General features: G+C 67.9%; 19 protein-coding genes. 5 read left to right on the top strand and 14 right to left on the bottom strand.

What is annotated here, in order from left to right:
• Positions 1-9 precede the first annotated feature (9 nt).
• From fdxH to ACHMXA_RS27135, 3 genes are all read right to left on the bottom strand, one after another.
• Positions 10-978, bottom strand: coding sequence for a formate dehydrogenase subunit beta (gene fdxH, locus ACHMXA_RS27145; protein WP_395317065.1), 969 nt, complete (start codon positions 976-978; stop codon positions 10-12).
• A 3-nt stretch (positions 979-981) separates the two neighbouring features.
• A complete protein-coding gene (gene fdnG, locus ACHMXA_RS27140; protein ID WP_395317064.1) occupies positions 982-4,059 on the bottom strand; it encodes a formate dehydrogenase-N subunit alpha in 3,078 nt (1,025 codons plus the stop codon).
• Between the two features lie 108 nt (positions 4,060-4,167).
• The gene (locus ACHMXA_RS27135) at positions 4,168-4,626 is read right to left on the bottom strand and encodes a hypothetical protein (RefSeq protein WP_395317063.1); all 459 of its coding nucleotides are present in this window, start codon (positions 4,624-4,626) and stop codon (positions 4,168-4,170) included.
• Between the two features lie 78 nt (positions 4,627-4,704).
• Between ACHMXA_RS27135 and ACHMXA_RS27130 the strand changes: the two genes are divergently transcribed.
• Together ACHMXA_RS27130 and ACHMXA_RS27125 are read left to right on the top strand one after the other, a co-directional pair.
• Complete coding sequence (locus tag ACHMXA_RS27130) at positions 4,705-7,221, top strand: ABC transporter permease (protein WP_395317062.1); 2,517 nt, start codon at positions 4,705-4,707, stop codon at positions 7,219-7,221.
• A gap of 98 nt (positions 7,222-7,319) precedes the next feature.
• Complete coding sequence (locus tag ACHMXA_RS27125; RefSeq protein ID WP_395317061.1) at positions 7,320-9,242, top strand: AAA family ATPase; 1,923 nt, start codon at positions 7,320-7,322, stop codon at positions 9,240-9,242.
• 28 nt (positions 9,243-9,270) lie between these two features.
• On the opposite strand, the gene ACHMXA_RS27120 is transcribed toward ACHMXA_RS27125, so the two are convergent.
• The 3 genes from ACHMXA_RS27120 to ACHMXA_RS27110 form a co-directional block, all read right to left on the bottom strand.
• Complete coding sequence (locus tag ACHMXA_RS27120) at positions 9,271-9,594, bottom strand: type II toxin-antitoxin system RelE/ParE family toxin (protein ID WP_395317060.1); 324 nt, start codon at positions 9,592-9,594, stop codon at positions 9,271-9,273.
• Positions 9,591-9,881, bottom strand: coding sequence for a type II toxin-antitoxin system Phd/YefM family antitoxin (locus ACHMXA_RS27115; RefSeq protein WP_395317059.1), 291 nt, complete (start codon positions 9,879-9,881; stop codon positions 9,591-9,593). The genes ACHMXA_RS27120 and ACHMXA_RS27115 overlap by 4 nt, the downstream gene beginning before the upstream one ends.
• Positions 9,882-9,950: 69 nt before the next feature.
• Positions 9,951-10,844 carry a LysR family transcriptional regulator gene (locus ACHMXA_RS27110; RefSeq protein ID WP_395317058.1) on the bottom strand — a complete coding sequence of 298 codons (894 nt, stop codon included), beginning with the start codon at positions 10,842-10,844 and terminating at the stop codon, positions 9,951-9,953.
• Positions 10,845-10,956: 112 nt separating this feature from the next.
• Between ACHMXA_RS27110 and ACHMXA_RS27105 the strand changes: the two genes are divergently transcribed.
• Positions 10,957-12,465, top strand: coding sequence for an MFS transporter (locus tag ACHMXA_RS27105; protein ID WP_395317057.1), 1,509 nt, complete (start codon positions 10,957-10,959; stop codon positions 12,463-12,465).
• A gap of 1 nt (position 12,466) precedes the next feature.
• On the opposite strand, the gene ACHMXA_RS27100 is transcribed toward ACHMXA_RS27105, so the two are convergent.
• Positions 12,467-13,363, bottom strand: a complete 897-nt coding sequence (locus ACHMXA_RS27100; RefSeq protein ID WP_395317056.1) for a LysR family transcriptional regulator — start codon at positions 13,361-13,363, stop codon at positions 12,467-12,469.
• A gap of 125 nt (positions 13,364-13,488) precedes the next feature.
• Here ACHMXA_RS27100 and ACHMXA_RS27095 point away from each other — a divergent pair, with 125 nt between their 5' ends.
• Together ACHMXA_RS27095 and ACHMXA_RS27090 are read left to right on the top strand one after the other, a co-directional pair.
• Positions 13,489-14,232: an SDR family oxidoreductase gene (locus ACHMXA_RS27095; RefSeq protein ID WP_395317055.1), complete on the top strand. Its 744-nt coding sequence runs from the start codon at positions 13,489-13,491 to the stop codon at positions 14,230-14,232.
• Between the two features lie 202 nt (positions 14,233-14,434).
• Positions 14,435-14,569, top strand: a complete 135-nt coding sequence (locus ACHMXA_RS27090) for a SlyX family protein (RefSeq protein WP_395317054.1) — start codon at positions 14,435-14,437, stop codon at positions 14,567-14,569.
• A 113-nt stretch (positions 14,570-14,682) separates the two neighbouring features.
• On the opposite strand, the gene ACHMXA_RS27085 is transcribed toward ACHMXA_RS27090, so the two are convergent.
• The 7 genes from ACHMXA_RS27085 to cyoB are packed head-to-tail and all read right to left on the bottom strand — an operon-like array spanning position 14,683 to position 21,227.
• Positions 14,683-15,366, bottom strand: coding sequence for a hemolysin III family protein (locus ACHMXA_RS27085; protein WP_395317053.1), 684 nt, complete (start codon positions 15,364-15,366; stop codon positions 14,683-14,685).
• Positions 15,367-15,418: 52 nt separating this feature from the next.
• Positions 15,419-15,970 (bottom strand): response regulator transcription factor, encoded by a 552-nt coding sequence (locus ACHMXA_RS27080; RefSeq protein ID WP_395317052.1) that lies wholly within the window; start codon positions 15,968-15,970, stop codon positions 15,419-15,421.
• Positions 15,951-17,408 (bottom strand): ATP-binding protein, encoded by a 1,458-nt coding sequence (locus tag ACHMXA_RS27075; protein ID WP_395317051.1) that lies wholly within the window; start codon positions 17,406-17,408, stop codon positions 15,951-15,953. Before ACHMXA_RS27075 ends, ACHMXA_RS27080 begins: the two co-directional genes overlap by 20 nt.
• On the bottom strand, positions 17,362-18,162 hold the full coding sequence (locus ACHMXA_RS27070) for an SURF1 family protein (RefSeq protein WP_395317050.1): 801 nt from the start codon (positions 18,160-18,162) through the stop codon (positions 17,362-17,364). The genes ACHMXA_RS27075 and ACHMXA_RS27070 overlap by 47 nt, the downstream gene beginning before the upstream one ends.
• Entirely contained in the window at positions 18,162-18,572 is a 411-nt protein-coding gene (cyoD, locus tag ACHMXA_RS27065; RefSeq protein WP_176663031.1) for a cytochrome o ubiquinol oxidase subunit IV, read from the bottom strand. The genes ACHMXA_RS27070 and cyoD overlap by 1 nt, the downstream gene beginning before the upstream one ends.
• Positions 18,569-19,231, bottom strand: a complete 663-nt coding sequence (gene cyoC / locus ACHMXA_RS27060) for a cytochrome o ubiquinol oxidase subunit III (protein ID WP_395317049.1) — start codon at positions 19,229-19,231, stop codon at positions 18,569-18,571. The genes cyoD and cyoC overlap by 4 nt, the downstream gene beginning before the upstream one ends.
• Positions 19,224-21,227, bottom strand: a complete 2,004-nt coding sequence (gene cyoB, locus ACHMXA_RS27055) for a cytochrome o ubiquinol oxidase subunit I (protein WP_176663029.1) — start codon at positions 21,225-21,227, stop codon at positions 19,224-19,226. Before cyoB ends, cyoC begins: the two co-directional genes overlap by 8 nt.

Here is a 21,227-nt window from a genome sequence, read left to right as displayed (position 1 = left end):
TTCTTCTCCTCATGCGCGGGGCGCGGTGGGCGGCGTCGAAGAGGCCGAAGCCGGCGGCTCCTCGATCACCACCACGTCGTCGGGCCTGCCGTCGCGGTCGGCGTCGGGGTGGTTGTCCTTGGGCTCGATGGGGCCGGTCTTCATGTAGTGGAAGAAGCTGCCCACCACGGCGCCGATCATGGCGACCACGGCGAGCGGCTTGGCCACGCCCTTCCACAGCGACACCAGCGGGCTGATGTGCGGGTCCTTCGGCAGGTCGGCGTAGAGCTGCGGCCGGTCGGCATGCTGCAGCACGTACATCACGTGCGTGCCGCCCACGCCCGCCGGGTCGTACACGCCGGCGTTGGCGAAACCGCGCTCCTTCAGGTCGACGATGCGCTCCGAGGCGTACTCGTGCATGTCTTCCTTGGTGCCGAAGTGCAGCGCGCCCGTGGGGCAGGCCTTCACGCAGGCCGGCTCCAGGCCCACGCCCACGCGGTCGGAGCACAGCGAGCACTTGTAGGCCTTGTTGTCGGCCTTGCTGATGCGCGGCACGTCGAAGGGGCAGCCGGTGACGCAATTGCCGCAGCCCACGCAATGCTCGCTGATGAAGTCGACGATGCCGTTGGCGTACTTGACGATGGCGCCCGGCGAGGGGCACGACTTCAGGCAGCCGGGGTCCTCGCAGTGCATGCAGCCGTCCTTGCGGATCAGCCATTCGAGCTTGCCGGCCTCGGGCTCGACCTCGGAGAACTTCATCACCGTCCAGGAGGCGGGCGTGAGGTCGACGGGGTTGTCGTAGGTGCCGTGCGTGGTGCCGACTTCGTCGCGCAAGTCGTTCCACTGCATGCACGCGACCTGGCAGGCCTTGCAGCCGATGCAGGCCGACACGTCGATCAGCTTCGCGACCGGCTGGATCTGCGGCCGATGCCGTATCTCGGGCGACGGCGTGGTCGTGGCCGAGCGGGCGGCGATGTCTAGGGTTTGAAGAGAGGACATCGTTCAGGCCTTCTCGATGTTCACGGTGAACGACTTGTACTCCGGCGTCTGCGTGTTCGCATCGCCCACGAACGGCGTGAGCGTATTCACCAGATAGCCGGGCTTGGCGATGCCCACGAAGCCCCAGTGGTTGGGCAGGCCCACGGTATGGACCGTGCGCCCGTCCACCTGCAGACCCACGATGCGCTTGGTGACTACTGCCACGGCCTTGATGTAGCCGCGCTTGCTCGACACCTTGACCATGTCGCCGTGGCCGATGCCCTTCTCCTTCGCGAGCTCTTCGCCGATCTCGACGAACTGCTGCGGCTGGATGATGGCCGAGGTGCGCACGTTCTTGGTCCAGTAGTGGAAGTGCTCGGTGAGCCGGTAGCTGGTCGCCACGTACGGGAAGTCCTTCGGCACGCCGAGCCTCTCGAGGTCGCCCTTGAAGATGCGCGCCGCGGGGTTGGCGCGCGCCTTCTCGTTGTTCGGGTGCATCAGGTTGTTGACCAGCGGCGACTCGAAGGGCTCGTAGTGCTCGGGCAGCGGCCCTTCGGCCATGCCGGTGGGCGCGAACAGGCGTGCCACGCCCTCGGCGGTCATGATGAAGGGGCGCACCGCGTCGGCTTCCGTCGGGTTCGCGTCGGGCCGAATGTCGGGGATGTCCGAGCCGGCCCACTGCTTGCCGTTCCACGCGATCAGGCCGCGCTTGGCGATCCACGGCTTGCCGGTGGTCGGGTCGGTCGAGGCTCCGTTGTAGAGGATGCGCCGGTTCGCGGGCCAGGCCCACGCCCAGTTCTGCACCATGCCGATGCCGTACGGGTCGGCGTTGTCGCGCCGCGCCATCTGGTTGCCGGCCTGCGTCCATGCGCCCGAGTAGATCCAGCAACCGCTGGCGGTGCTGCCGTCGTCGCGCAGCAGGCCGAAGCCCGAGAGCTGCTCGCCGGCCTTGGCCAGCGGCGGCTTGGTCGGGTCCTTCGGGTCGGTCAGGTCGGCGAGCGCGCGGCCGTTGTATTCCATCGCCAGTTCCTGCGCGGAAGGCGAGTGCGGAATCTTGTAGGGCCAGGTGAGCTTGACGATCGGGTCGGGGAAGGCGCCGCCGTCCTTCGCGTAGGCGGTGCGCAGCCGGTTGAAGATGCCCGCGACGATCTCGATGTCGCCCTTGGCCTCGCCCGGCGGCTCCGCGCCCTTCCAGTGCCACTGCAGCCAGCGGCTGGAGTTGGTGAGCGAGCCGTCCTCCTCCGCGAAGCAGGTGGAAGGCAGGCGGAACACCGTGGTCTGGATGTCGGCGGTCTTGACGTCGTTGAACTCGCCGAAGTTGCGCCAGAACTCGCTGGTCTCGGTCTGCAGCGGATCGATGGTGACCAGGAACTTGAGCTTGGAGAGCCCGTCGACGATCTTCTTCTTGTCGGGGAACGAGCCCACCGGGTTGAAGCCCTGGCAGATGTAGCCGTTGAGCTTGCCCTGGTTCATGAGCTCGAAGGCCTGCAGCACGTCGTAGAGCTTGTCGATCTTGGGCAGGTAGTGGAAGCCCCACTCGTTCTCCGCCGTGGCCGCGTCGCCCCACCACGACTTCTGCATGCTGACGAAGAACTTCGGATAGTTCTGCCAGTAGCTCATCTGGTTGGGGCGCAGGGGCTTGAGCGCGCGGGTCTTGTAGTAGTCCTCCAGCGTCTGCTCGCTGTCACGCGCCAGCGACATGTAGCCCGGCAGCGAGTTCGACAGCAGCCCCAGGTCGGTCAGGCCCTGGATGTTGCTGTGGCCGCGCAGCGCGTTCATGCCGCCGCCGGGCACGCCGATGTTGCCCAGAAGCAGTTGCACGATGGCGCCGGTGCGGATCATCTGCGAGCCCTGGCTGTGCTGCGTCCAGCCCAGCGCGTACATGATGGTCATGGTGCGCTGGGAGGTGCTGGTGCTCGCGATGTACTCGCACACCTTCAGGAACTTGTCCTTCGGCGTGCCGGTGATGCGGCTCACCATGTCGGGCGTGTAGCGCGCGTAGTGCCGCTTCATCACCTGCAGCACGCAGTTCGGGTCCTGCATGCTCATGTCGACCTTGGCCATGCCCTGCTCGTCGAGCGCGTAGCCCCACGACTTGGGGTCGTAGTTGCGCTTCTCGGGGTTGTAGCCGCTGAACAGGCCGTCCTCGAACTTGTAGTCGGGCCCGACGATGAAGGTCGCGTTGGTGTAGTTGCGGACGTACTCGGTCTGGATCTTGTCGTTGGTCAGCAGGAAGTTGATGACCCCGCCCAGGAAGGCGATGTCCGACCCCGCGCGGATCGGCGCGTAGTAGTCGGCCATGGCGGCCGAGCGCGTGAAGCGCGGGTCGACCACCACCAGGCGGGCCTTGTTCTGTTTCTTGGCTTCGATGACCCACTTGAAGCCGCACGGATGCGCCTCCGCGGCGTTGCCGCCCATGATCAGCACGACATCCGCGTTCTGGATGTCCTGCCAGTGGTTGGTCATCGCGCCTCTGCCGAACGTCGGGGCCAGACTGGCCACCGTAGGTCCGTGTCAGACGCGTGCCTGGTTGTCGAACACCAGCATCCCGGTCGAGCGGAATGCCTTGTGCGTGATGTATCCGGTTTCGTTCGACGAGGCCGAGGCGCAGAGCATGCCGGAGCTGGTCCAGCGGTTCACGGTCTTGCCGTCGGCGTTGGTGGTCTGGAAGTTGGCGTCGCGGTCGGCCTTCAGCAGCTTGGCGATGCGGTCGAGCGCCTCGTCCCAGCCGATGCGCTTCCACTCCGTGGCGCCGGGCTCGCGCACCTCGGGGTATTTCAGGCGCATGGGGCTGTGCACGAAGTCGAGCAGGCCGGCGCCCTTGGGGCACAGCGTGCCGCGGTTCACGGGGTGGTCGGCATCGCCCTCGATGTGGAGGATGTCGGACACCACGTTCTTCGCCTTGTCGCCCAGGCTGTACATGATGAGCCCGCAGCCCACCGAGCAGTACGGGCAGGTGTTGCGTGTCTCGGTGGTGCGCGCGAGCTTGAAGTTGCGGGCCTCGGCCAGCGCGGCGGTCGGCGAGAAGCCGAGCGCGGCGATGCTGGAGCCGACCAGCCCCGCGCTGCTGACGCGGAAGAATTGCCGGCGGTTCATGTCCATGACGGAACCTCCTGCGGCGGTGAAGTTGGGTGTTTCATCGGGGTCTCTTCTTCTTGCCTTGCGTGGGAAATCTGTAGGGGCTGTATCGACTGTACGGGGCCGGCCGTGCTACTTGGGTGCCGAGCCGTCGCCGCCGCTCGGCGCGGGCGCCGCGCCCCCGGACGTGCCACCGCCGTTCGGCCCGCTCATGCCGCCGATGGCCGCACCGCCTTCGGACGGGCCTTTGTGGGCGGTGGATTCGTCGACCTTGTCGCCGGAATCGGCAGGCTTGATGCTGCTCGGGCTCGCCCCCGGGGCGCCCGAAGTGCCCGAAGCACCCGCGGTCGGCGAAGTGGGCGAAGCCGGCGCAGCGGCGCCGGCCGAGGGTTTGGGATCGCAGGCACTCAACAGCATGCCGAGGGCCAGACACAGGCCCAGGGTTTGCAGACGCTGACATCGCAGCATTGACACTCCTTCGGGGGAAAGGACGGCCAGATAGTGGAATGTTTTTATTTCGCCCGCCGCAGCCTGCAATAAATGCCTGATCGGCGCAGTGGGGTGTTTTCTCGCATCATGCGGCAGCACCATGACTCGGGCAAGTAGGCCAAAACCGGCAATAACCCTTGAATCCGGCCGCGCGGGGCCCGCTCGGCTATCGTCGCGGCCATGAATGCCTCCCTCCGCCTGGGTTGGCGCACGCTCTGGCGCGACCTGCGCGCCGGCGAGCTGCGCCTGTTGATCGTCGCCGTGCTGCTGGCCGTGGCCGCGCTCACGGCCGTCGGCTTCTTCGCCGACCGGTTGCAGGGCGGACTCAAGCGCGACGCGCGACAACTTCTGGGCGGCGACGCGGTGATCGTCAGCGACAACCCGACGCCCGAAGCCTTCGTGGCGCAGGCGAAGTCACTCGGGCTCCAGGGCGCATCCACCTACGGCTTCCCGACCATGGCCCGCGCCGAGGACGCGCAGGGCGGCGCCAGCAAGCTGGTGGCGCTGAAGGCCGTAACGGCCGGCTATCCGCTGCGGGGCAGCCTGCAGACCTCCACCACCATCGACGGCACAGGCGCCGTCACGCGCGACATCCCGCCGCCGGGCGAGACCTGGGTCGATGCCTCGCTGCTCGACTCGCTGGGCCTGAAAGTCGGTGACACGCTTCTGCTGGGCGACACCGGCCTGCGCGTGGGCCGCGTCATCACGCTGGAGCCCGACCGCGGCGCCGGCTTCATGAGCTTCTCGCCGCGCGTGATGCTCAACCAGGCCGACGTGGCCCGCACCGGGCTCGTGCAGCCGGCCAGCCGCGTGGGCTACCGCTATGCCGTGGCCGGCAGCGACGCCGCGGTCAAGCGCTTCACCGACTGGGCAGACGCCACCATCAAGAAGGGCGAACTGCGCGGCGTGCGGCTCGACTCCTTCGAGAGCGGCCGCCCCGAGATGCGCCAGACGCTGGACCGCGCCGAGAAATTCCTGAGCCTGGTCGCGCTGCTCGCCGCGCTGCTGTCGGCCGTGGCGGTGGCGCTGGCCGCGCGCGGCTTCGCGGCCAGCCACCTCGACGACTGCGCGATGCTGCGCGTGCTCGGCCAGAGCCAGCGCACCATCGCCATTGCCTATGCCTTCGAGTTCGCGGTGATCGGCATCGTGGCCAGCGCGCTGGGCGTGGCCATCGGCTTCGCGGTGCACTACGTGTTCGTGCTGCTGCTGGCGGGACTGGTCGAGACCGCGCTGCCCGCGGCCACGCTGTGGCCCGTGGCCTTCGGGCTGGGCATGGGGCTCACGCTGCTCTTCGCCTTCGGCCTGCCTCCCGTGCTGCAGCTGGCGCGCGTGCCGCCGCTGCGCGTGATCCGGCGCGACGTGGGCGGGCTCAAGCCCGCGTCGCTCGCGGTGCTGGGCGTGGGCGTGGCGGGCTTCGCGGCGCTGCTGATGGCGGCGAGCAGCGACATCAAGCTCGGGCTCATCGCCGTCGGCGGCTTCGCGGGCGCGGTGGCGGTGTTCGCGCTCCTGAGCTGGCTGGCGGTGAAGGTACTGCGCCGCAGCGTCAATGAAGCGACCGCGCCGCGCTGGCTGGTGCTGGCCACGCGGCAGATATCGGCGCGGCCGGCCTATGCGGTGGTGCAGGTCAGCGCGCTCTCGGTGGGGCTGCTGGCGCTGGTGCTGCTGGTGCTGCTGCGCACCGACCTCGTGGCGAGCTGGCGCCAGGCCACGCCGCCCGACGCGCCGAACCGCTTCGTCATCAACGTCATGCCCGACCAGAGCGAGGCCTTCCAGAAGTCGCTGCGGGACGCGGGCGTGAGCAAGTTCGACTGGTACCCGATGATCCGCGGCCGGCTCGTGGCCATCAACGACAAGCCGGTCTCGCCCGACGACTACACCGAAGACCGCGCCAAGCGCCTGGTGGACCGCGAGTTCAACCTGAGCAACAGCGTGGACGCGCCCGCGCACAACAGCATCACCGCCGGCAAATGGACGCCCGGCGCGGCCGGCGAGGTGAGCGTGGAAGAGGGCCTGGCCGAGACGCTGGGCCTGAAGATGGGCGACGTGCTGCGCTTCGACATCGGCGGCATGCAGAACGACGCGCGCATCACCTCGCTGCGCAAGGTCGACTGGGGCTCGATGCACGCCAACTTCTTCGTGATGTACACGGTGGCCTCGCTGGCCGACGTGCCCACCACCTACATGGGCGCCTTCCGCGCGCCCGAGACGCGCGGCTTCGACAACGCGCTGGTGCGCAGCTACCCGAACGTGACCAACGTCGACATGAGCGCCACCATCAATCAGGTGCAGCGCGTGCTCGACCAGGTGATCCGCGCGGTCGAGTTTTTGTTCGGCTTCACGCTCGCGGCCGGTCTCGTGGTGCTGTTCGCCGCGGTGACGGCCACGCGCGAGGAACGCGCGCGCGAGTTCGCTGTGATGCGCGCGGTGGGGGCGCGCGCCAGCCTGCTGCGGCAGGTGCAGCGCGCGGAGCTCGCCGGGGTGGGCCTGCTCGCGGGCTTCCTCGCGAGCATCGTGGCCGCGCTGATCGGCTGGGGGCTCGCGCGCTACGTGTTCGATTTCACCTGGACCGCTTCGCCGCTGGTGCCGGTCGCCGGCGCGCTGGCGGGGGCGGTACTGGCGCTCGGCGCCGGGTGGTGGGGCCTGCGCGAAGTGCTGCGCCGGCCGGTGGTCGACACCTTGCGGCGCGCGGCCGAGTAATTTTTTTCTTTTCTTCGTGGCGATGCGAAGCAAGACAGGGCCGGGGATGCAATACATTCCCCGGCCCCGTATCCATTTCAGAAGAGAGAAATCCTCGCATGCGCCTGGCGTCATTCCAGATCACCAACTTTCGCTCGATCAACGACAGCGGCCTCATCGATTCCACGCAGATCACGGCGATCCTCGGCCGGAATGACAGCGGCAAGTCGAACCTGCTGCGCGCCCTGCACAGCCTGAACCCGGCGGAAGGCGTCGCCGAACTCAGCCCCATCAAGGACTTCCCGCGCCATCGCCGCCTGGAAGAGTGCACCGGCGACACGCCTGTCGTGTTCACGCGCTGGAGCCTCGACGAGAGCGAACAGGCCGAACTGGCCGCGATCCTGCCGCGCGCGGCCGGCGTGCGCCACGTCACCGCGAGCCGCGGCTATGCCGCCGCCCGCTCGACCGGCTTCGAAGGACTCGGCGCCCTGTCGCTGGACGTGAGCGACACCAAGGCCAAGGTCCGCAAGATCGTGCCGGCCGTCAAGGCGGCGGCCGAGAAGGTCACCGACGAAGCCGCGAAGGCCGCGCTCGAGCAGGAAGCCGACGTCTTCGACGCCGCGATGATCATGAGCCCCGACTACATCAAGTGGTCGGCAGGCGCCATCAAGGCGGCCCAGGCCCTGCGCAAGGCACTGGCCGTGGCGGGCGCCGAGCTCAGCGACAAGCAGGATCAGATGCTCGCCGAGCTGGAGGAAACCGCGCTTTCCATCGCCAACGACGCGCCCGCGCTGGAGCGCGCGCAGGCATGGGTGATCGGTAAGCTGCCGCGCTTCGTCTACGTCGACGAGTACCCGGCACTGCCCGGGCGCCAGAACATCGCCGAATACCTTGGGCGCGAGGGCTGGGGTCAGCTCACGCCCGAGCAGCAGAGCTTCGGCAGGCTGTGCAAGGTCGCGGGGCTCGACCTGCGGCAGCTGCAGGCCCTGCTCGAGAAGAACGACCAGGCCACGCGCAACCAGCTCGTCAACCGCGCCGGCTCGGTGGTGACGGCCGAGATCCGCCGCCTCTGGAAAGACCGCGCACTGAAGGTGCGCTTCAACCTCGACGGCCAATATCTCGACACGCTGGTGTCCGACCCGAACGCCGCCTACGAGGTCGAGGTGAACCTGGAGGAGCGCAGCCGCGGCTTCCAGTGGTTCTTCTCGTTCTACGTTGCTTTCTTCGCCGACACCCAGGGCGGCCAGGCCGAAGACGCCGTGCTGCTGCTCGACGAACCAGGCCTGCACCTTCACCCCCATTCGCAGGCCGACCTGCTGGCCCACCTCGAAAAGGACTTCGCCGGCAACCAGGTCATCTACACCACGCATTCGCCGTTCATGGTGCCTACGCACCGCCTCGACGCCGTGCGCACCGCGAGCCTGAGCGAGACGGCGGGCACCACGGTGAGCAACACCGCGGAGGGCGACGAGCGCACGCTGTTCCCGCTGAAGGCCGCGCTCGCGCTGAGCCGGATGGCGAGCGAGCCGGTGAAGCAGGAGGCTGCGAAGCCGGTGGCGGCGGTGCAGGAACCGGTAAAGCCCGCGCCGCCCAAGCCTGCGAAGTCGGCAAAGTCCGCTGAGACGGCCAAGCCGGAACTCGCGAAGCCCGCCGTCGTGGAAAGTGCCAAGCCGGTGGAAGCGGCGCCTGTCGCGGTGGCCGCGCCTGCGCCCGCGATGGCTGAACCAGCGAAGGTCGCCGCCCCAGCAAAGGCGGAGGCAGTCAACGCTGAGGCCATGAAGCCTGCCGTCGTGGAAAGCGTCAAGCCGGCGGAAGCAGCGCCTGTAGCGGTGGCAATGCCGACCGTCCCGCCTGCGGAAGTGCCGGCACTCGTGGCGCCCGAGCCTGCGAAACCGGTGATTGCCGAAAGCGCCAAGCTCGCTGAACCCGTGGCGCCGGTCGCGGTGGTTGCCGTGCCCGCCGAAGCACCGGTGGTGCAACGCGCCGATGAGCAGACGGCCGCTGCGAGTTCGCAGGCAGAGCAGCCGGCAGAGGTCGCCTGACGACGGGGCTGTCAGTGCCGGTCTGAACTCATGCGGCGCTGACCATGCGCCGCATGAGCAGGTTCTTCAGGTCTCTTCGCGTGTCGCAGACGACGTGGATGTAGGCGGTGTCAGCTCGAAGTTCGTAGATGATGCGATTCATGCCCGATATGACTTGCCGGTACTGAGCTGCGTTCATGTTCTCGAGCTCTTCGGGAACTCGCCCAGCCTCCGGGTGGGCTTCGATCATCGCGACGGACTTCCTGATCTTCCTGTAGCAGTCCGCCCAGCCCTGGGCTCCAAAGTTCTTGATGAGGTAGCGCCTCAGGTCCTTCAGATCGGCTTCCGCGGACCGCAGGAACACGACCTTCATTTCGCGTCTTTTTCTTCTTCTGCGTCTTGCCGGTCCAGGTCCGCGAACACATCCTCGGCGGAGCGGAACTGGCCCTGCTCGATCTCGCGGTTGCCGAGAGCCAGCACCTTGAGAAGCGCGAGCGTGGCTTCGTGCTCCTCGTAGGAGCGGACATCCATCACAACGAGCTTGGCTTCGCCGTTCTGGGTGATGAGCATGGGCTCACGGGTGTCGGACAGCGTCTTGACGATGTCTGCCGCATGGCTCTTGAGGTAACTGATGGGTTTGACTTGGGTCGAGAAATTCATGTTTTTCATCCCTGATTTCTGATCGAACTCATTATGGTCTGAATTCAGTCCGGGGTGGCTCGCGGCAGGTCATGGCCCCATGGTTTCTTCCCTGAACATGTGCTCCCCCGCAAAGTCCACGAATGCCCGCACCTTCGGCGACAGCTGACGGCTCGACGGCCACAGCGCCGTGAACTGGCCCTGGCGCACGAGGTGCGTGGCCAGCACGCGCTGCAGTTCGCCGCGGCACAGCGAATCGCGCGCGAGGAAGTCGGGCATGTAGGCCACGCCGAGGCCGGCGACCGCTGCGCCGAGCATGGCTTCCATGTTGTTGCACAGCAGTCCGGGCGGCAGCTGCGCGGGCAGGCCGGGCAGGACCCAGTCCTCGATCTTTCCGCCGGTGGCGAACTTGTAGCGCAGGCAGGTGTGCCGCGCGAGGTCGGCCGGGGTCTGCGGCACGCCGTGGCGCTCGAGGTAGGCCGGCGAGGCGACCAGCACGAAGCGGAACGGGCCGAGCCGGCGCGCCACCAGTTGCGAGTCGACCAGCTCGCCGCTGCGGATCGCCACGTCGACGCCCTCGGCGATCACGTCGACCAGCCGGTCGTTGAAGTCGAGGTCGAGCTCGATCTCGGGGTAGCGCTCCCTGAAGGCCGGCAGCATCGGCAGCAGGAAGCGGTAGCCGATGGTCGGCAGGCTCACGCGCAGGCGGCCGCGCGGCGCGGCCACGGCGTCCTGCATCATGGCCCGCGCGTCGTCGAGCTCGTCGAGGATGCGGCGGCAGCGCTCGTGGAAGAGGGCGCCTTCCTGCGTGAGCCGCATGTGGCGCGTGGTGCGGTTGAAGAGGCGCAGGCCTAGCTGCTCCTCGAGCCGCGCGACGTTCTTGCCCACGGCCGAGGCCGAGATGCCCAGAAGCCGGCCGGCCTTGGCAAAGCTCGACAGGTCGGCTGCCCGCACGAAGGATTCGAGTCCGCTGAAGCTGTCCATGGATTGGCAACCTTTGGTTGGGAGTGTGTGGAGCAATGGGGCAATTCTCAGCGCATTGATTCCTTCCTATCTTCGTGCCTTCCTCTTCACCTTCCGCGAAAGCACGTTCCCGATGTCCGCCTCTTCCTCCAGAAACTGGCTCCTGGCCGCCGTCTGCCTCGCGGCGCTGGGCATGCCGCTGAGCTTCACCGGCCCGGCGGTGGTGCTGCCCGCCGTGCGCGACGCGCTGGGCGGCAGCCCGGTGCAGCTCAACTGGGTGACCAACGCCTTCATGCTGAGCTTCGGCGCCACGCTGATGGCCGCCGGCGCGCTGGCCGATGCGTACGGGCGCAAGCGCGTCTTCCTGCTAGGTCTCGCGGTGGTGGCGCTCAGCGCCTCGCTGCTGACCCTGGCGCCTGGCATCGTGGCCTTCGATCTGGCGCGCGCGCTGCAGGGGCTCGGCTCGGCCGCGGCCTTCGCGGCGGGCACGGCCGCGCTGGCGCAGGTGTTCGACGGCGCGGCGCGCACGCGGGCCTTCAGCCTGATTGGCACCTCGTTCGGCGTGGGGCTGTCCTGCGGCGCCATGCTCTCGGGCTGGCTCGCGGAGCGCTTCGGCTGGCAGGCCGTGATGCTGAGCCCGGGCGCGGTGAGCCTCGCGGCGCTGTGCATCGCTTCGCTGGCGATGCGCGAGTCGCGCAACCCGCAGGCGATGGGGCTCGACGTGCCGGGCACGCTGAGCTTCACCGCCGCGCTGAGCCTGTTGACGCTGGGCGTGCTGCAGGCGCCCGACAGCGGCTGGGGCAGCCCGTGGGTGCTCGGCGCGCTGGCGGGCGCGGTGGCGATGGGGGCAGTCTTCGTCGCCATCGAAACGCGCGTGCCGCATCCGATGCTCGACCTGTCGCTGTTCCGCTTTCCGCGCTTCGTGGGCGTGCAACTGCTGGCGGCGGCGCCGGCCTACGGATTCGTCGTGCTGCTGGTGCTGCTGCCGATCCGCTTCATCGGGCTCGAAGGGCGCAGCGCCATCGAGGCGGGCGCGTTCATGTTCGCGCTTTCGGGGCCGATCCTCGTGGTGCCGACGCTGGCGGCGTCGCTGGCGCACCGGTTCTCGGCCGGCGCGATCTCGGCCGTGGGGCTGCTGGTGTGCGCGGCGGGCCTTTTCTGGCTCAGCCGCTGCGCGCCGGGCACGCCGCTCGCCGGGATGGCGTGGCCGCTGCTGCTGATCGGCGCGGGCATCGGGCTGCCCTGGGGCCTGATGGACGGGCTGGCCGTGAGCGTGGTGCCGCGCGAGCGCGCGGGCATGGCCTCGGGCATCTTCAACACGGTGCGGGTGGCGGGGGAGGGCATCGCGCTGGCGCTGGTCGGTGCTGGGCTGACCGCGCTGGTGACGGTGCAGCTGGGGCACATCGCCACCGCATCTCAGGCGGCGCAGCGCGTGACCACCGGCAACCTCGCGCAGGCTCTGGCGCTGCTGCCCGGCATGGACCGCGCGGCGCTGCTGCATGCCTATGGCGCGGCGTTCGGCACGCTGCTGTGCGTGCTGGCGGGCGTGACGGTGCTGACGGCACTCGTCGTGTTCTCCTTCCTGCGCGGCCAGACGCATGCCGAGGCCGGTGCGGTGGCGCTGGAGTCGACGGCCTGCTGATTCAGGCCGCCTCGGCGGCCTCGAAGATGTCGCGCAGCCACTGCGTGAACACGCGCACGCGCGACGACAGCTGCCGGTTCTGCGCGTAGAGCACGGAGACGGGCATCGGCGGCGGCGCGAACTCGGGCAGCAGAACCTTCAGACGCCCGTCCGCCAGTTCGCTGGCCACGCGGTAGCGCGGCACCTGCACCAGCCCCAGTCCCGCGATGGCCGAGCCGGTGTACAGGTCGGCACCGGTCACCGAGACGATGCCGCCGAGCTGCACGCTCGTCACCCGCCCATCGACCGTGAATTCGAGCGGCAGGGCCTTGCCCGTGGCGCTGGAGACGTAGTGGATGGCGCGGTGCGAGGCCAGCTCTTCCGGGCTGCGGGGCTCGCCGTGCGCCGCCAGGTAGGCGGGGTTCGCGACCGTGACCTGCGGCAGCAGTGCCACGCGCCGCCCGACCATCGACGAGTCCTGCAGCGTGCCGGCGCGCAGCACGCAATCGACGCCCTCGCGCACCAGGTCGACGAGGCGGTCGTCCTCGCCGATGTGCAGCTCCAGCTCCGGATGGCGCGCCAGGAAGCCAGGCAGTGCCGGCACCACGAAATGCCGCGCCAGCGTGCCCTGCAGGTTCACGCGCAGCAGGCCCTTGGGCGCCGCGTCGCGGAACAGGCCCTCGGCTTCCTCCACGTCGGCCAGCAGCCGCACGCAGCGGCCGTAGTAGGCCTCGCCGTCCTGCGTGAGGCGCACGGTGCGGGTGGTGCGCTCCAGCAGCCGGGTGCCGAGGCGCTGCTCCACGCGCTTGATCAGGTTGGTGACGGTTGCGCGGGGAATCTGCAGGTCTTCGGAGGCCTGCGTGAAGCTCTGGCGCTCGGCGATGCGCACGAAGGCCTGCATTTCCTGGAAGCGGTCCATGGGTGGTTGGTCGAGCTATTGTTGAAGTAAATGGAATAGTAATGGCGATTTGGTGATGATTATCTTTTGGGCGGAACGATCGAAGATTCGCCTCACCAACGAACTTCCACCAAAGGACACCCGCCATGACCCCCTCTTCCAGCCCCGAGGTCGCCATCGTCACCGGCGCATCGCGCGGCATCGGCGCCGCCGTCGCCCAGCGCCTCGCCAGGGACGGCTTCGCCGTCGCCCTCAACTACGCGTCGAGCCCTGCCCAGGCCGAGGCCCTCGTCGCCGAGCTGAAGGCCGCCGGCGGCAAGGCCGTCGCCGTCAAGGCCGACGTGGCCAGCGCCGACGAAGTGCGCGCCATGTTCGACGCGGTCGAGGCGCAGCTCGGCAAGGTCGACGTGCTGGTCAACAACGCCGGCGTGCTCAAGACCCTGCCGCTGGCCGAGCACAGCGACGCGCAGTACGACCAGACCTTCGACATCAACGTGCGAGGCACCTTCAACACGCTGCGCGAGGCCGCCGCACGGCTCAACGAGGGCGGGCGCATCGTCAACTTCTCCAGCACCACGCTCGCGCTGAACATGCCCGGCTACGCGATCTACAACGCCACCAAGGCGGCGGTCGAGGCCTTCACGCACGTTTTCGCCAAGGAGCTGCGCGGCCGCAGCATCACGGTGAACGCCGTGGCGCCGGGCCCGATCGCAACCTCGCTCTTCCTCGACGGCAAGACCGAGGAGCAGGTCCAGGCCTTCGCGAAGATGCCGCCGCTGCAGCGCCTGGGCCAGCCCGAGGACATCGCCTCGGTGGTGTCCTTCCTTGTCGGGCCCGACGCCGGCTGGGTCAACGGCCAGATCCTGCGCGCCAATGGCGGCCTGGCTTGAGTCCATCGGACACGAGGCGCATCGGCATGGCCGACCTGCTGGAGGCGAAGGTGCGTCGCTAAGCAAGGCGTCACAAAGCGCGGGCCGGTCTTCCTGTCCAATAGCGGCATGGAAAACCCGTCCCACGACCTCATGGCCGAACGCGTGACCGAGCTCGAAGATCAAGTCGAGCTACGCCGAAGACCTGCTCGACCAACTGAACATGACGATCTACCGCCAACAGCAGCAGATCGACCGGCTGATCCTGCAGGTGACGCAGCTGAAGGAACAGATGCAGAGCACAGGCCTGGATGGCGCCGCCCGCAACCCCCGCGACGAACTACCCCCGCACTACTGATCGATCGGCGATTGTTCGCGGAGCACCGCCGGAACCGGCTTTGCCGGGCCGCCGGTGCTGCCCCCGGCGAGGGGGTTGGCGAAGCGACACGAAGTGCGCGAAGCCTGGGGGAGTCACCCGTGGGCATGCCAGAGCACGGCGAAGAAGTGGCAGGTGCTGCCGGCGAGCACGAACAGGTGCCACACCGAATGGGCGAAGCGCACCTTGTTGTCGAACAGGAACACCACCGCACCGGCCGTGTAGAACAGCCCGCCGGCCACCAGCCAGCCCAGGCCCGCCGCCGACATGCGCTCGTACAGCGGAACGGCGGCCATCAGCGCCATCCAGCCCATCGCCACGTACAGGCCGGTTGACCACAGCGGATGCTTCAGCCGGTTGAACAGCTTGGCGCCCACGCCCAGCGCCGCGGCCGCGCAGATGGCTCCGAACAGCGTCCAGCCCAGCGGGCCGCGCAGCACGCCGAACAGGAAGGGCATGTAGCTGCCCGCGATGAAAAGGTAGATGGCCGCGTGGTCCAGCCGGTTGAACCAGGCCTTGGCGCGGCCGATGGGCAGCGCGTGGTAGAGCGTGGAGATCAGGTACAGCACGATGGCCGTGCCTGCGAACAGGCTGGCGCCGACCACGGCCGCGGCCTGGCCCTTCTGTGCGGCGCTGTAGACCAGGATCGGCAGCGAGGCAATCGCCAGCGCAAGGCCCAGGCCGTGGCTCAGGGCGTTGAAGAGCTCCTCCATCGCCGTCTGGTCGCGCGCGGCGAGGACGGCGGTTTTGCTGCGTTGCGGGGGCGGGGAAAAGGTCATCGTCTGTCCGTTCGCAATGAAGTGTGTCGGGTTGGAAGCCGAGAGGGCTTGCCTACTTGACCTGCTGCTTGCCCAGCTTGCGCGCCAGCGTTCGCCGGTGCATGCCGAGCCTGCGCGCGGTCTCCGAGATGTTGAAGCCGGTCTCGGCCAGCGTTTCGTGAATGCGCTCCCATTCGAGCGTCTTGATCGAGGTGGAGCGGTTGGTCAGTTCCACCTCGGTGGTGCCGGTGGCGCGGCCGAAGGCGGCCTCGATGTCGTCGGTGTTCGAGGGCTTGGCCAGGTAGTGGCAGGCGCCGAGCTTGATGGCTTCCACCGCGGTGGCGATGCTGGCGAAGCCGGTGAGCACCACGATCAGCATCTTCGGGTTGTGCCGGTGCAGCATCTGCACGCAGGCCAGGCCCGAGGCCTCGCCGTTGAGCTTGAGGTCGACCACCGCATAGCCGGGCGTGGCGGTGGCCAGCAGCGCCTCCACCTCGCCGAGGTTGCTCGCGTGCGCCACCGCATAGCCGCGGCGCTCGAACGAGCGGCCGAGCGCGCGCGCGAAGGCGCCATCGTCCTCGACGATCAGCAACTGGCGCTGCGCTTCAGCTTCTGTTTCGCTCATTGCCTTCCATTCCGATGGGCCTGCCGGCGGCCGCCAGGGCTTCCTCGTCGTCCGCGTCGTCGTCCACTTCCGTCTCTTCTTCCTCGAGCACGATGGCCGCGAGCGGCAGCGTGATCTTCACGACGGCACCGCCCTCGGGCCGGTTGGCCGCCGCGACGCGTCCGCCCACGGTGCGCGCCACGTTCACCACCAGGAACAGCCCCAGTCCGCCGCCAGCGCGGCCCTTGCTCGACTGGTAGGGCTTGCCGAACTCCTTGAGGATGGCAGGCAGGAAGCCGGGGCCTGCGTCGGTGACGGTGATCGTCAGCGCGTCGGCGTCGTGCGCCGCCTCGAGGCGCAGCCAGTGCGGCGACGCCTCCAGCGCATTGTCGAGCACGTTGCAGATCATCTGCTTGAGGGCCGAGTCGGAAACCATGGGCAGGTCGCGGCCGAAGCGGTTGTCGTACTCGAAATCTTCCACGGGGCGGGTGGTGCGCCACTCCTCGACGAGGTCGTCGAGGAAGGTGCTGACGGTGGTTTCCTCCGAAGACTCGCCACGCGCCTCGCCGGCCGACAGCAGGATGCCGCTCACGATGCTCTTGCATCGCTGGATCTGCAGTTCCATCTCGGCCACCTCGGTCAGCAGCTCGGGGTCGGAGCTGAAATGCGGCAGTCGGCGCCAGTCGCCGAGGATCACCGCGAGCGTGGCAAGCGGCGTGCCCAGTTCATGCGCCGCGCCCGAGGCCAGCAGGCCCATGCGCACGATGTGTTCTTCTTCCGAGGCGCGCTGCCGCAGGTCGGCCAGCCGCGCGTCGCGCGCGCGCAGGTTGCGGCTGATGCGGGTGATGAAGATGACCAGCAGCGCCGCATTGAGTGCGAAGCACACCAGCATGCCCTGGATGTAGGGGCTCCACAGGCCGCGGTCATGGTCCAGCGGCAGCGCCAGCGGCCGAGAGAACAGCGCGAGTCCGGCGAAGCAGATGCTGGTGATGACCACCATGGTCCAGGTCGACCAGGCCTTCAGCAGCACCGCGCCCAGCGTCACCTGCAGCAGGAAGAGGAACACGAACGGGTTGGTCGCGCCGCCGCTCAGGTAGAGCTGCGCGGTGAGCGTGGCCACGTCGACCAGCAGCGCGACGAACAGCTCGCCGTTGGTCACGCGCCGGTGGCTGCGCGAGCGCAGCAGGCTCACCATGTTGAAGAGGGCGAGGCAGGCCAGCACCTGCAGCATGTGGTCCAGCGGCAGCCGGATCTCGAAGCCGTAGTGCACCACGAGGATGGTCGCTACCTGCCCGACCACCGCGAACCAGCGCAGCTGGATCAGCTGCTGCATGTTCTGGTGGCCGATGGCGTTGTCGAGGCTCGCGACGCCGGCGCGGGGCGGTTGCAGCTCGCCTGCGACGGCGGCGGATTCAGCCGTCGCGGCGGGCATCTTGGTCGGCGGGGCGGGCGTCGGCATGGGCCGCATTTTCGCTGCGCCGCACGAACCAGGCCGCGATCAGCACCATCAGGGCCAGGCCATACCAGGTCAGGGCGTAGACGAGGTGGCTGTTGGGAAAGGAAATGACCGTCAGGCCGGCTGCGGGCCAGGCAGGGGTGTCGGCGGCTGTCGAGGGGGCTTGCGCGGCTTCGGCATCGACGAAGTAGGGCGCCACATCGCTCAGCCCGCGGGCGGCGGCGATGGCCTGCACGTCGCGCGAGAACCAGCGGTCGCCGGCCGGATCGTTCTTGCGCAGGAAGCCGCCCTTGGGCTCGGTCAGGCGCAGCAGGCCCGCCACGGTGGTCTCGCCCTGCGGTTCGGTCGCGGTGCGCGCCTCGCGTTTCTGCGCTTCAGGAGGCACGAATCCCCGGTTGACGAGCACGACGCTGCCGTCGGCGCTGCTGCGCAGCGGGGTCAGCACCCAGAAGCCGGCGCCGAGCTTCGTGCTGGCCTGCACCAGCGTCTCTTTGTCGTGAAGGAAGGTGCCGGCAAGGCGGACATGCCGGTATTCGTCGTTGGCCGCGTTGACCGTGGGCCATTCGGTCCGCCCTGGGGCCGCAGTGGCCGGGGCGTGCACGCGCTGGTCGACGCGTGCGATGAGATCCAGCTTCCAGGCCCTGCGCTCGACCTGCCAGGTGCCGAGTGCGACGAAGCCGGCGAAGGCGAGGACGGCGCAGACCGCCAGCGCCACCCGTGCGGCGGTGGAGCGCCGGCGGACGGCCTGCTGCGCCATCAGGGCATGTTCTTCATGTCGTGCACCGAGTGCGGCATCATGTTGGTGTTCATGTGGTACATGACCCACAGCGAACCGGCCAGCGTGATGACCACGAGCACGAGCGTGAAGATCAGCGCCAGCATGTTCCAGCCACCTTCGGACTTCGCGTCCATGTGCAGGAAGTACACCATGTGCACCACGATCTGCACCACGGCGAAGGCCAGGATGACGAGCGCGGTGGTGCTCGGCTTGTCGAAGACCTTGCCCATCACCAGCCAGAACGGAATGGCGGTGAGGATCACGGCCAGCACGAAGCCGGTCATGTAGCCCTTGAAGGTGCTGTGGCTCACCGGGCCGTCATCGTGCCCGTGGTCGTCGTGGCCATGGCCATGTGCGCCGTGGCCGGCGGTTTCGGTGTGCGCGCTCATTGCAGCGATCCCATCAGATACACGAAGGTGAAAACGCCGATCCAGACCACGTCCAGGAAGTGCCAGAACATCGACAGGCACATCAGGCGGCGGCGGTTGGCGGCGGTGAAGCCGTGCTTGGGCAGCTGGATCATCAGCACGATGAGCCAGACGATGCCGAAGGTCACGTGCAGGCCGTGGGTGCCCACCAGCGCGAAGAACGATGACAGGAAGGCGCTGCGCTGCGGGCCCGCGCCTTCATGGATCAGGTGCGCGAACTCGTAGAGCTCCAGGCCGATGAAGCCCGCGCCCAGCAGGCCGGTGATGGCCAGCCAGATCAGCATGCCGCGCATGCGGCGCTTCTGCATCTCGAGCACGGCGAAGCCGTAGGTGATGGACGACAGCAGCAGCAGAGAGGTGTTGATCGCCACCAGCGGCAGGTCGAACAGGTCGGCGCCCGAGGGGCCGGCCGCGTAGCTGCGGCCCAGCACGCCGTACACCGCGAACAGGCAGGCGAAGATGAGGCAGTCGCTCATCAGGTAGAGCCAGAACCCCAGCAGCGTGCCGTTCTCGGGGTGGTGGTCTTCGTTGCGGACGTTGAACACCTCGAAGGTGGGCACGCTCGCGGCGTTGCCCACGGTGTTCGTGTGGCTGGAATTGAGGACGGTACTGTTAGACATTGGCAGCCAGCAGGCGCGTGCGCGCTTCTTCGGTACGGACGACTTCTTCCGTGGGGATGTAGTAGTCGCGCTTGTAGTTGAAGGTGTGGATGATCACGGCGGCGAGCATGGCGACGAAGCCGATGCCGGCCAGCAGCCACATCTGCCAGATCAGGGCGAAGCCGCACACCGCGCTCAGCGCCGCGATGATGAAGCCGGCGGCCGTGTTCTTGGGCATGTGGATCGGGCTGAAGCCTTCCAGCGGACGCTGGTAGCCGCGGGCCTTCATGTCGGACCAGGCGTCGTTGTCATGCACGCGCGGCGTGAACGCGAAGTTGTAGGCCGGCGGCGGCGACGAGGTCGCCCATTCCAGCGTACGGCCGTTCCACGGGTCGCCGGTGGTGTCGCGCAGCTGGTCGCGGCGGATGAAGCTCACCACCAGTTGGATCAGGAACGAGGCGATGCCCAGCGCGATCAGCACGGCGCCGAAGGCGGCGATCTGGAACCAGATCTGCAGGGACATGTCCTGGAAGTGGTTCATGCGGCGGGTGACGCCCATCAGGCCCAGGATGTACAGCGGCATGAAGGCGAACCAGAAGCCGACGATCCAGAACCAGAACGAGCACTTGCCCCAGAACGGGTCGAGCTTGTAGCCGAAGGCCTTCGGGAACCAGTAGGTGATGCCCGCCAGCATGCCGAACAGCACGCCGCCGATGATCACATTGTGGAAGTGGGCGATCAGGAACAGGCTGTTGTGCAGCACGAAGTCGGCCGGGGGAACGGCCAGCAGCACGCCGGTCATGCCGCCGATCACGAAGGTGATCATGAAGCCGATGGTCCACATCATGGGCAGCTCGAAGCGGATGCGGCCGCGGTACATGGTGAAGAGCCAGTTGAAGATCTTCGCGCCCGTCGGGATCGAGATGATCATCGTCGTGATGCCGAAGAACGAGTTCACGCTGGCGCCGGAGCCCATGGTGAAGAAGTGGTGCAGCCAGACGAGGTACGACAGGATGGTGATCACGACCGTGGCGTACACCATCGAGGCGTAGCCGAAGAGGCGCTTGCCCGAGAAGGTGGAGACCACTTCCGAGAAGATGCCGAAGGCCGGCAGGATCAGGATGTACACCTCGGGGTGGCCCCAGATCCAGATCAGGTTCACGTACATCATGGCGTTGCCGCCGAGGTCGTTCGTGAAGAAGTTGGTGCCTGCGTAGCGGTCGAGCGACAGCAGGGCCAGCACGGCGGTCAGCACCGGGAAGGCGGCGACGATCAGCACGTTGGTGCACAGGGCGGTCCAGGTGAAGACGGGCATCTTCATCATGGTCATGCCGGGCGCGCGCATCTTCACGATGGTGGCCAGCAAATTCACGCCGGACAGCAACGTGCCCACCCCCGCGATCTGCAACGACCATATGTAGTAGTCGACCCCCACGTCGGGGCTGAAGAGGATGCCCGACAGCGGCGGATAGGCCAGCCAGCCGGTCTTGGCGAATTCGCCGACGAACAGCGACGCCATCACCAGGCCGGCGCCGAAGGTGGTCATCCAGAAGCTGAAGTTGTTCAGGAACGGGAAGGCCACGTCGCGCGCGCCGATCTGCAGCGGCACCACGAAGTTCATGAGGCCCGTGACCAGCGGCATCGCCACGAAGAAGATCATGATCACGCCGTGGGCGGTGAAGATCTGGTCGTAGTGGTGCGGCGGCAGGAAGCCCGCGTTGTCGCCGAAGGCGATGGCCTGCTGGGCGCGCATCATGAGCGCGTCGGCGAAGCCGCGAAGCAGCATCACCAGGCCCAGGATGATGTACATGATGCCGATCTTCTTGTGGTCGATGCTGGTGATCCAGTCGCGCCACAGCATGCCCCACAGCTTGAAGTAGGTCAGTGCACCCAGCACGGCCAGGCCGCCCAGGATCACGCCGGCGAAGGTCACGAGCAGGATCGGCTCGTGTAGGGGAATCGCCTCCCAGGAGAGGCGGCCGAAGACGAGCTTCGTCAGGTCTAGGTTCTGCAACAT

Origin of the sequence: Variovorax sp. UC74_104, assembly GCF_044055375.1 — a bacterium.
GTDB lineage: Bacteria > Pseudomonadota > Gammaproteobacteria > Burkholderiales > Burkholderiaceae_C > Variovorax.
This window is presented reverse-complemented; position numbering and strand designations above follow the sequence as displayed.

Coding starts and splice junctions, on each gene's coding strand:
- ACHMXA_RS27095 (WP_395317055.1), top strand. CDS start 13,489: ATGACCCCCTCTTCCAGCCCCGAGGTCGCCATCGTCACCGGCGCATCG.
- ACHMXA_RS27120 (WP_395317060.1), bottom strand. CDS start 9,594: ATGAAGGTCGTGTTCCTGCGGTCCGCGGAAGCCGATCTGAAGGACCTG.
- ACHMXA_RS27135 (WP_395317063.1), bottom strand. CDS start 4,626: ATGGTGCTGCCGCATGATGCGAGAAAACACCCCACTGCGCCGATCAGG.
- ACHMXA_RS27110 (WP_395317058.1), bottom strand. CDS start 10,844: ATGGACAGCTTCAGCGGACTCGAATCCTTCGTGCGGGCAGCCGACCTG.
- ACHMXA_RS27130 (WP_395317062.1), top strand. CDS start 4,705: ATGAATGCCTCCCTCCGCCTGGGTTGGCGCACGCTCTGGCGCGACCTG.
- cyoC (WP_395317049.1), bottom strand. CDS start 19,231: ATGTCTAACAGTACCGTCCTCAATTCCAGCCACACGAACACCGTGGGC.
- ACHMXA_RS27125 (WP_395317061.1), top strand. CDS start 7,320: ATGCGCCTGGCGTCATTCCAGATCACCAACTTTCGCTCGATCAACGAC.
- cyoD (WP_176663031.1), bottom strand. CDS start 18,572: ATGAGCGCGCACACCGAAACCGCCGGCCACGGCGCACATGGCCATGGC.
- ACHMXA_RS27070 (WP_395317050.1), bottom strand. CDS start 18,162: ATGGCGCAGCAGGCCGTCCGCCGGCGCTCCACCGCCGCACGGGTGGCG.
- ACHMXA_RS27085 (WP_395317053.1), bottom strand. CDS start 15,366: ATGACCTTTTCCCCGCCCCCGCAACGCAGCAAAACCGCCGTCCTCGCC.
- cyoB (WP_176663029.1), bottom strand. CDS start 21,227: ATGTTGCAGAACCTAGACCTGACGAAGCTCGTCTTCGGCCGCCTCTCC.
- fdxH (WP_395317065.1), bottom strand. CDS start 978: ATGTCCTCTCTTCAAACCCTAGACATCGCCGCCCGCTCGGCCACGACC.
- ACHMXA_RS27105 (WP_395317057.1), top strand. CDS start 10,957: ATGTCCGCCTCTTCCTCCAGAAACTGGCTCCTGGCCGCCGTCTGCCTC.
- ACHMXA_RS27115 (WP_395317059.1), bottom strand. CDS start 9,881: ATGAATTTCTCGACCCAAGTCAAACCCATCAGTTACCTCAAGAGCCAT.
- ACHMXA_RS27100 (WP_395317056.1), bottom strand. CDS start 13,363: ATGGACCGCTTCCAGGAAATGCAGGCCTTCGTGCGCATCGCCGAGCGC.
- ACHMXA_RS27090 (WP_395317054.1), top strand. CDS start 14,435: ATGACGATCTACCGCCAACAGCAGCAGATCGACCGGCTGATCCTGCAG.
- ACHMXA_RS27075 (WP_395317051.1), bottom strand. CDS start 17,408: ATGCCGACGCCCGCCCCGCCGACCAAGATGCCCGCCGCGACGGCTGAA.
- ACHMXA_RS27080 (WP_395317052.1), bottom strand. CDS start 15,970: ATGAGCGAAACAGAAGCTGAAGCGCAGCGCCAGTTGCTGATCGTCGAG.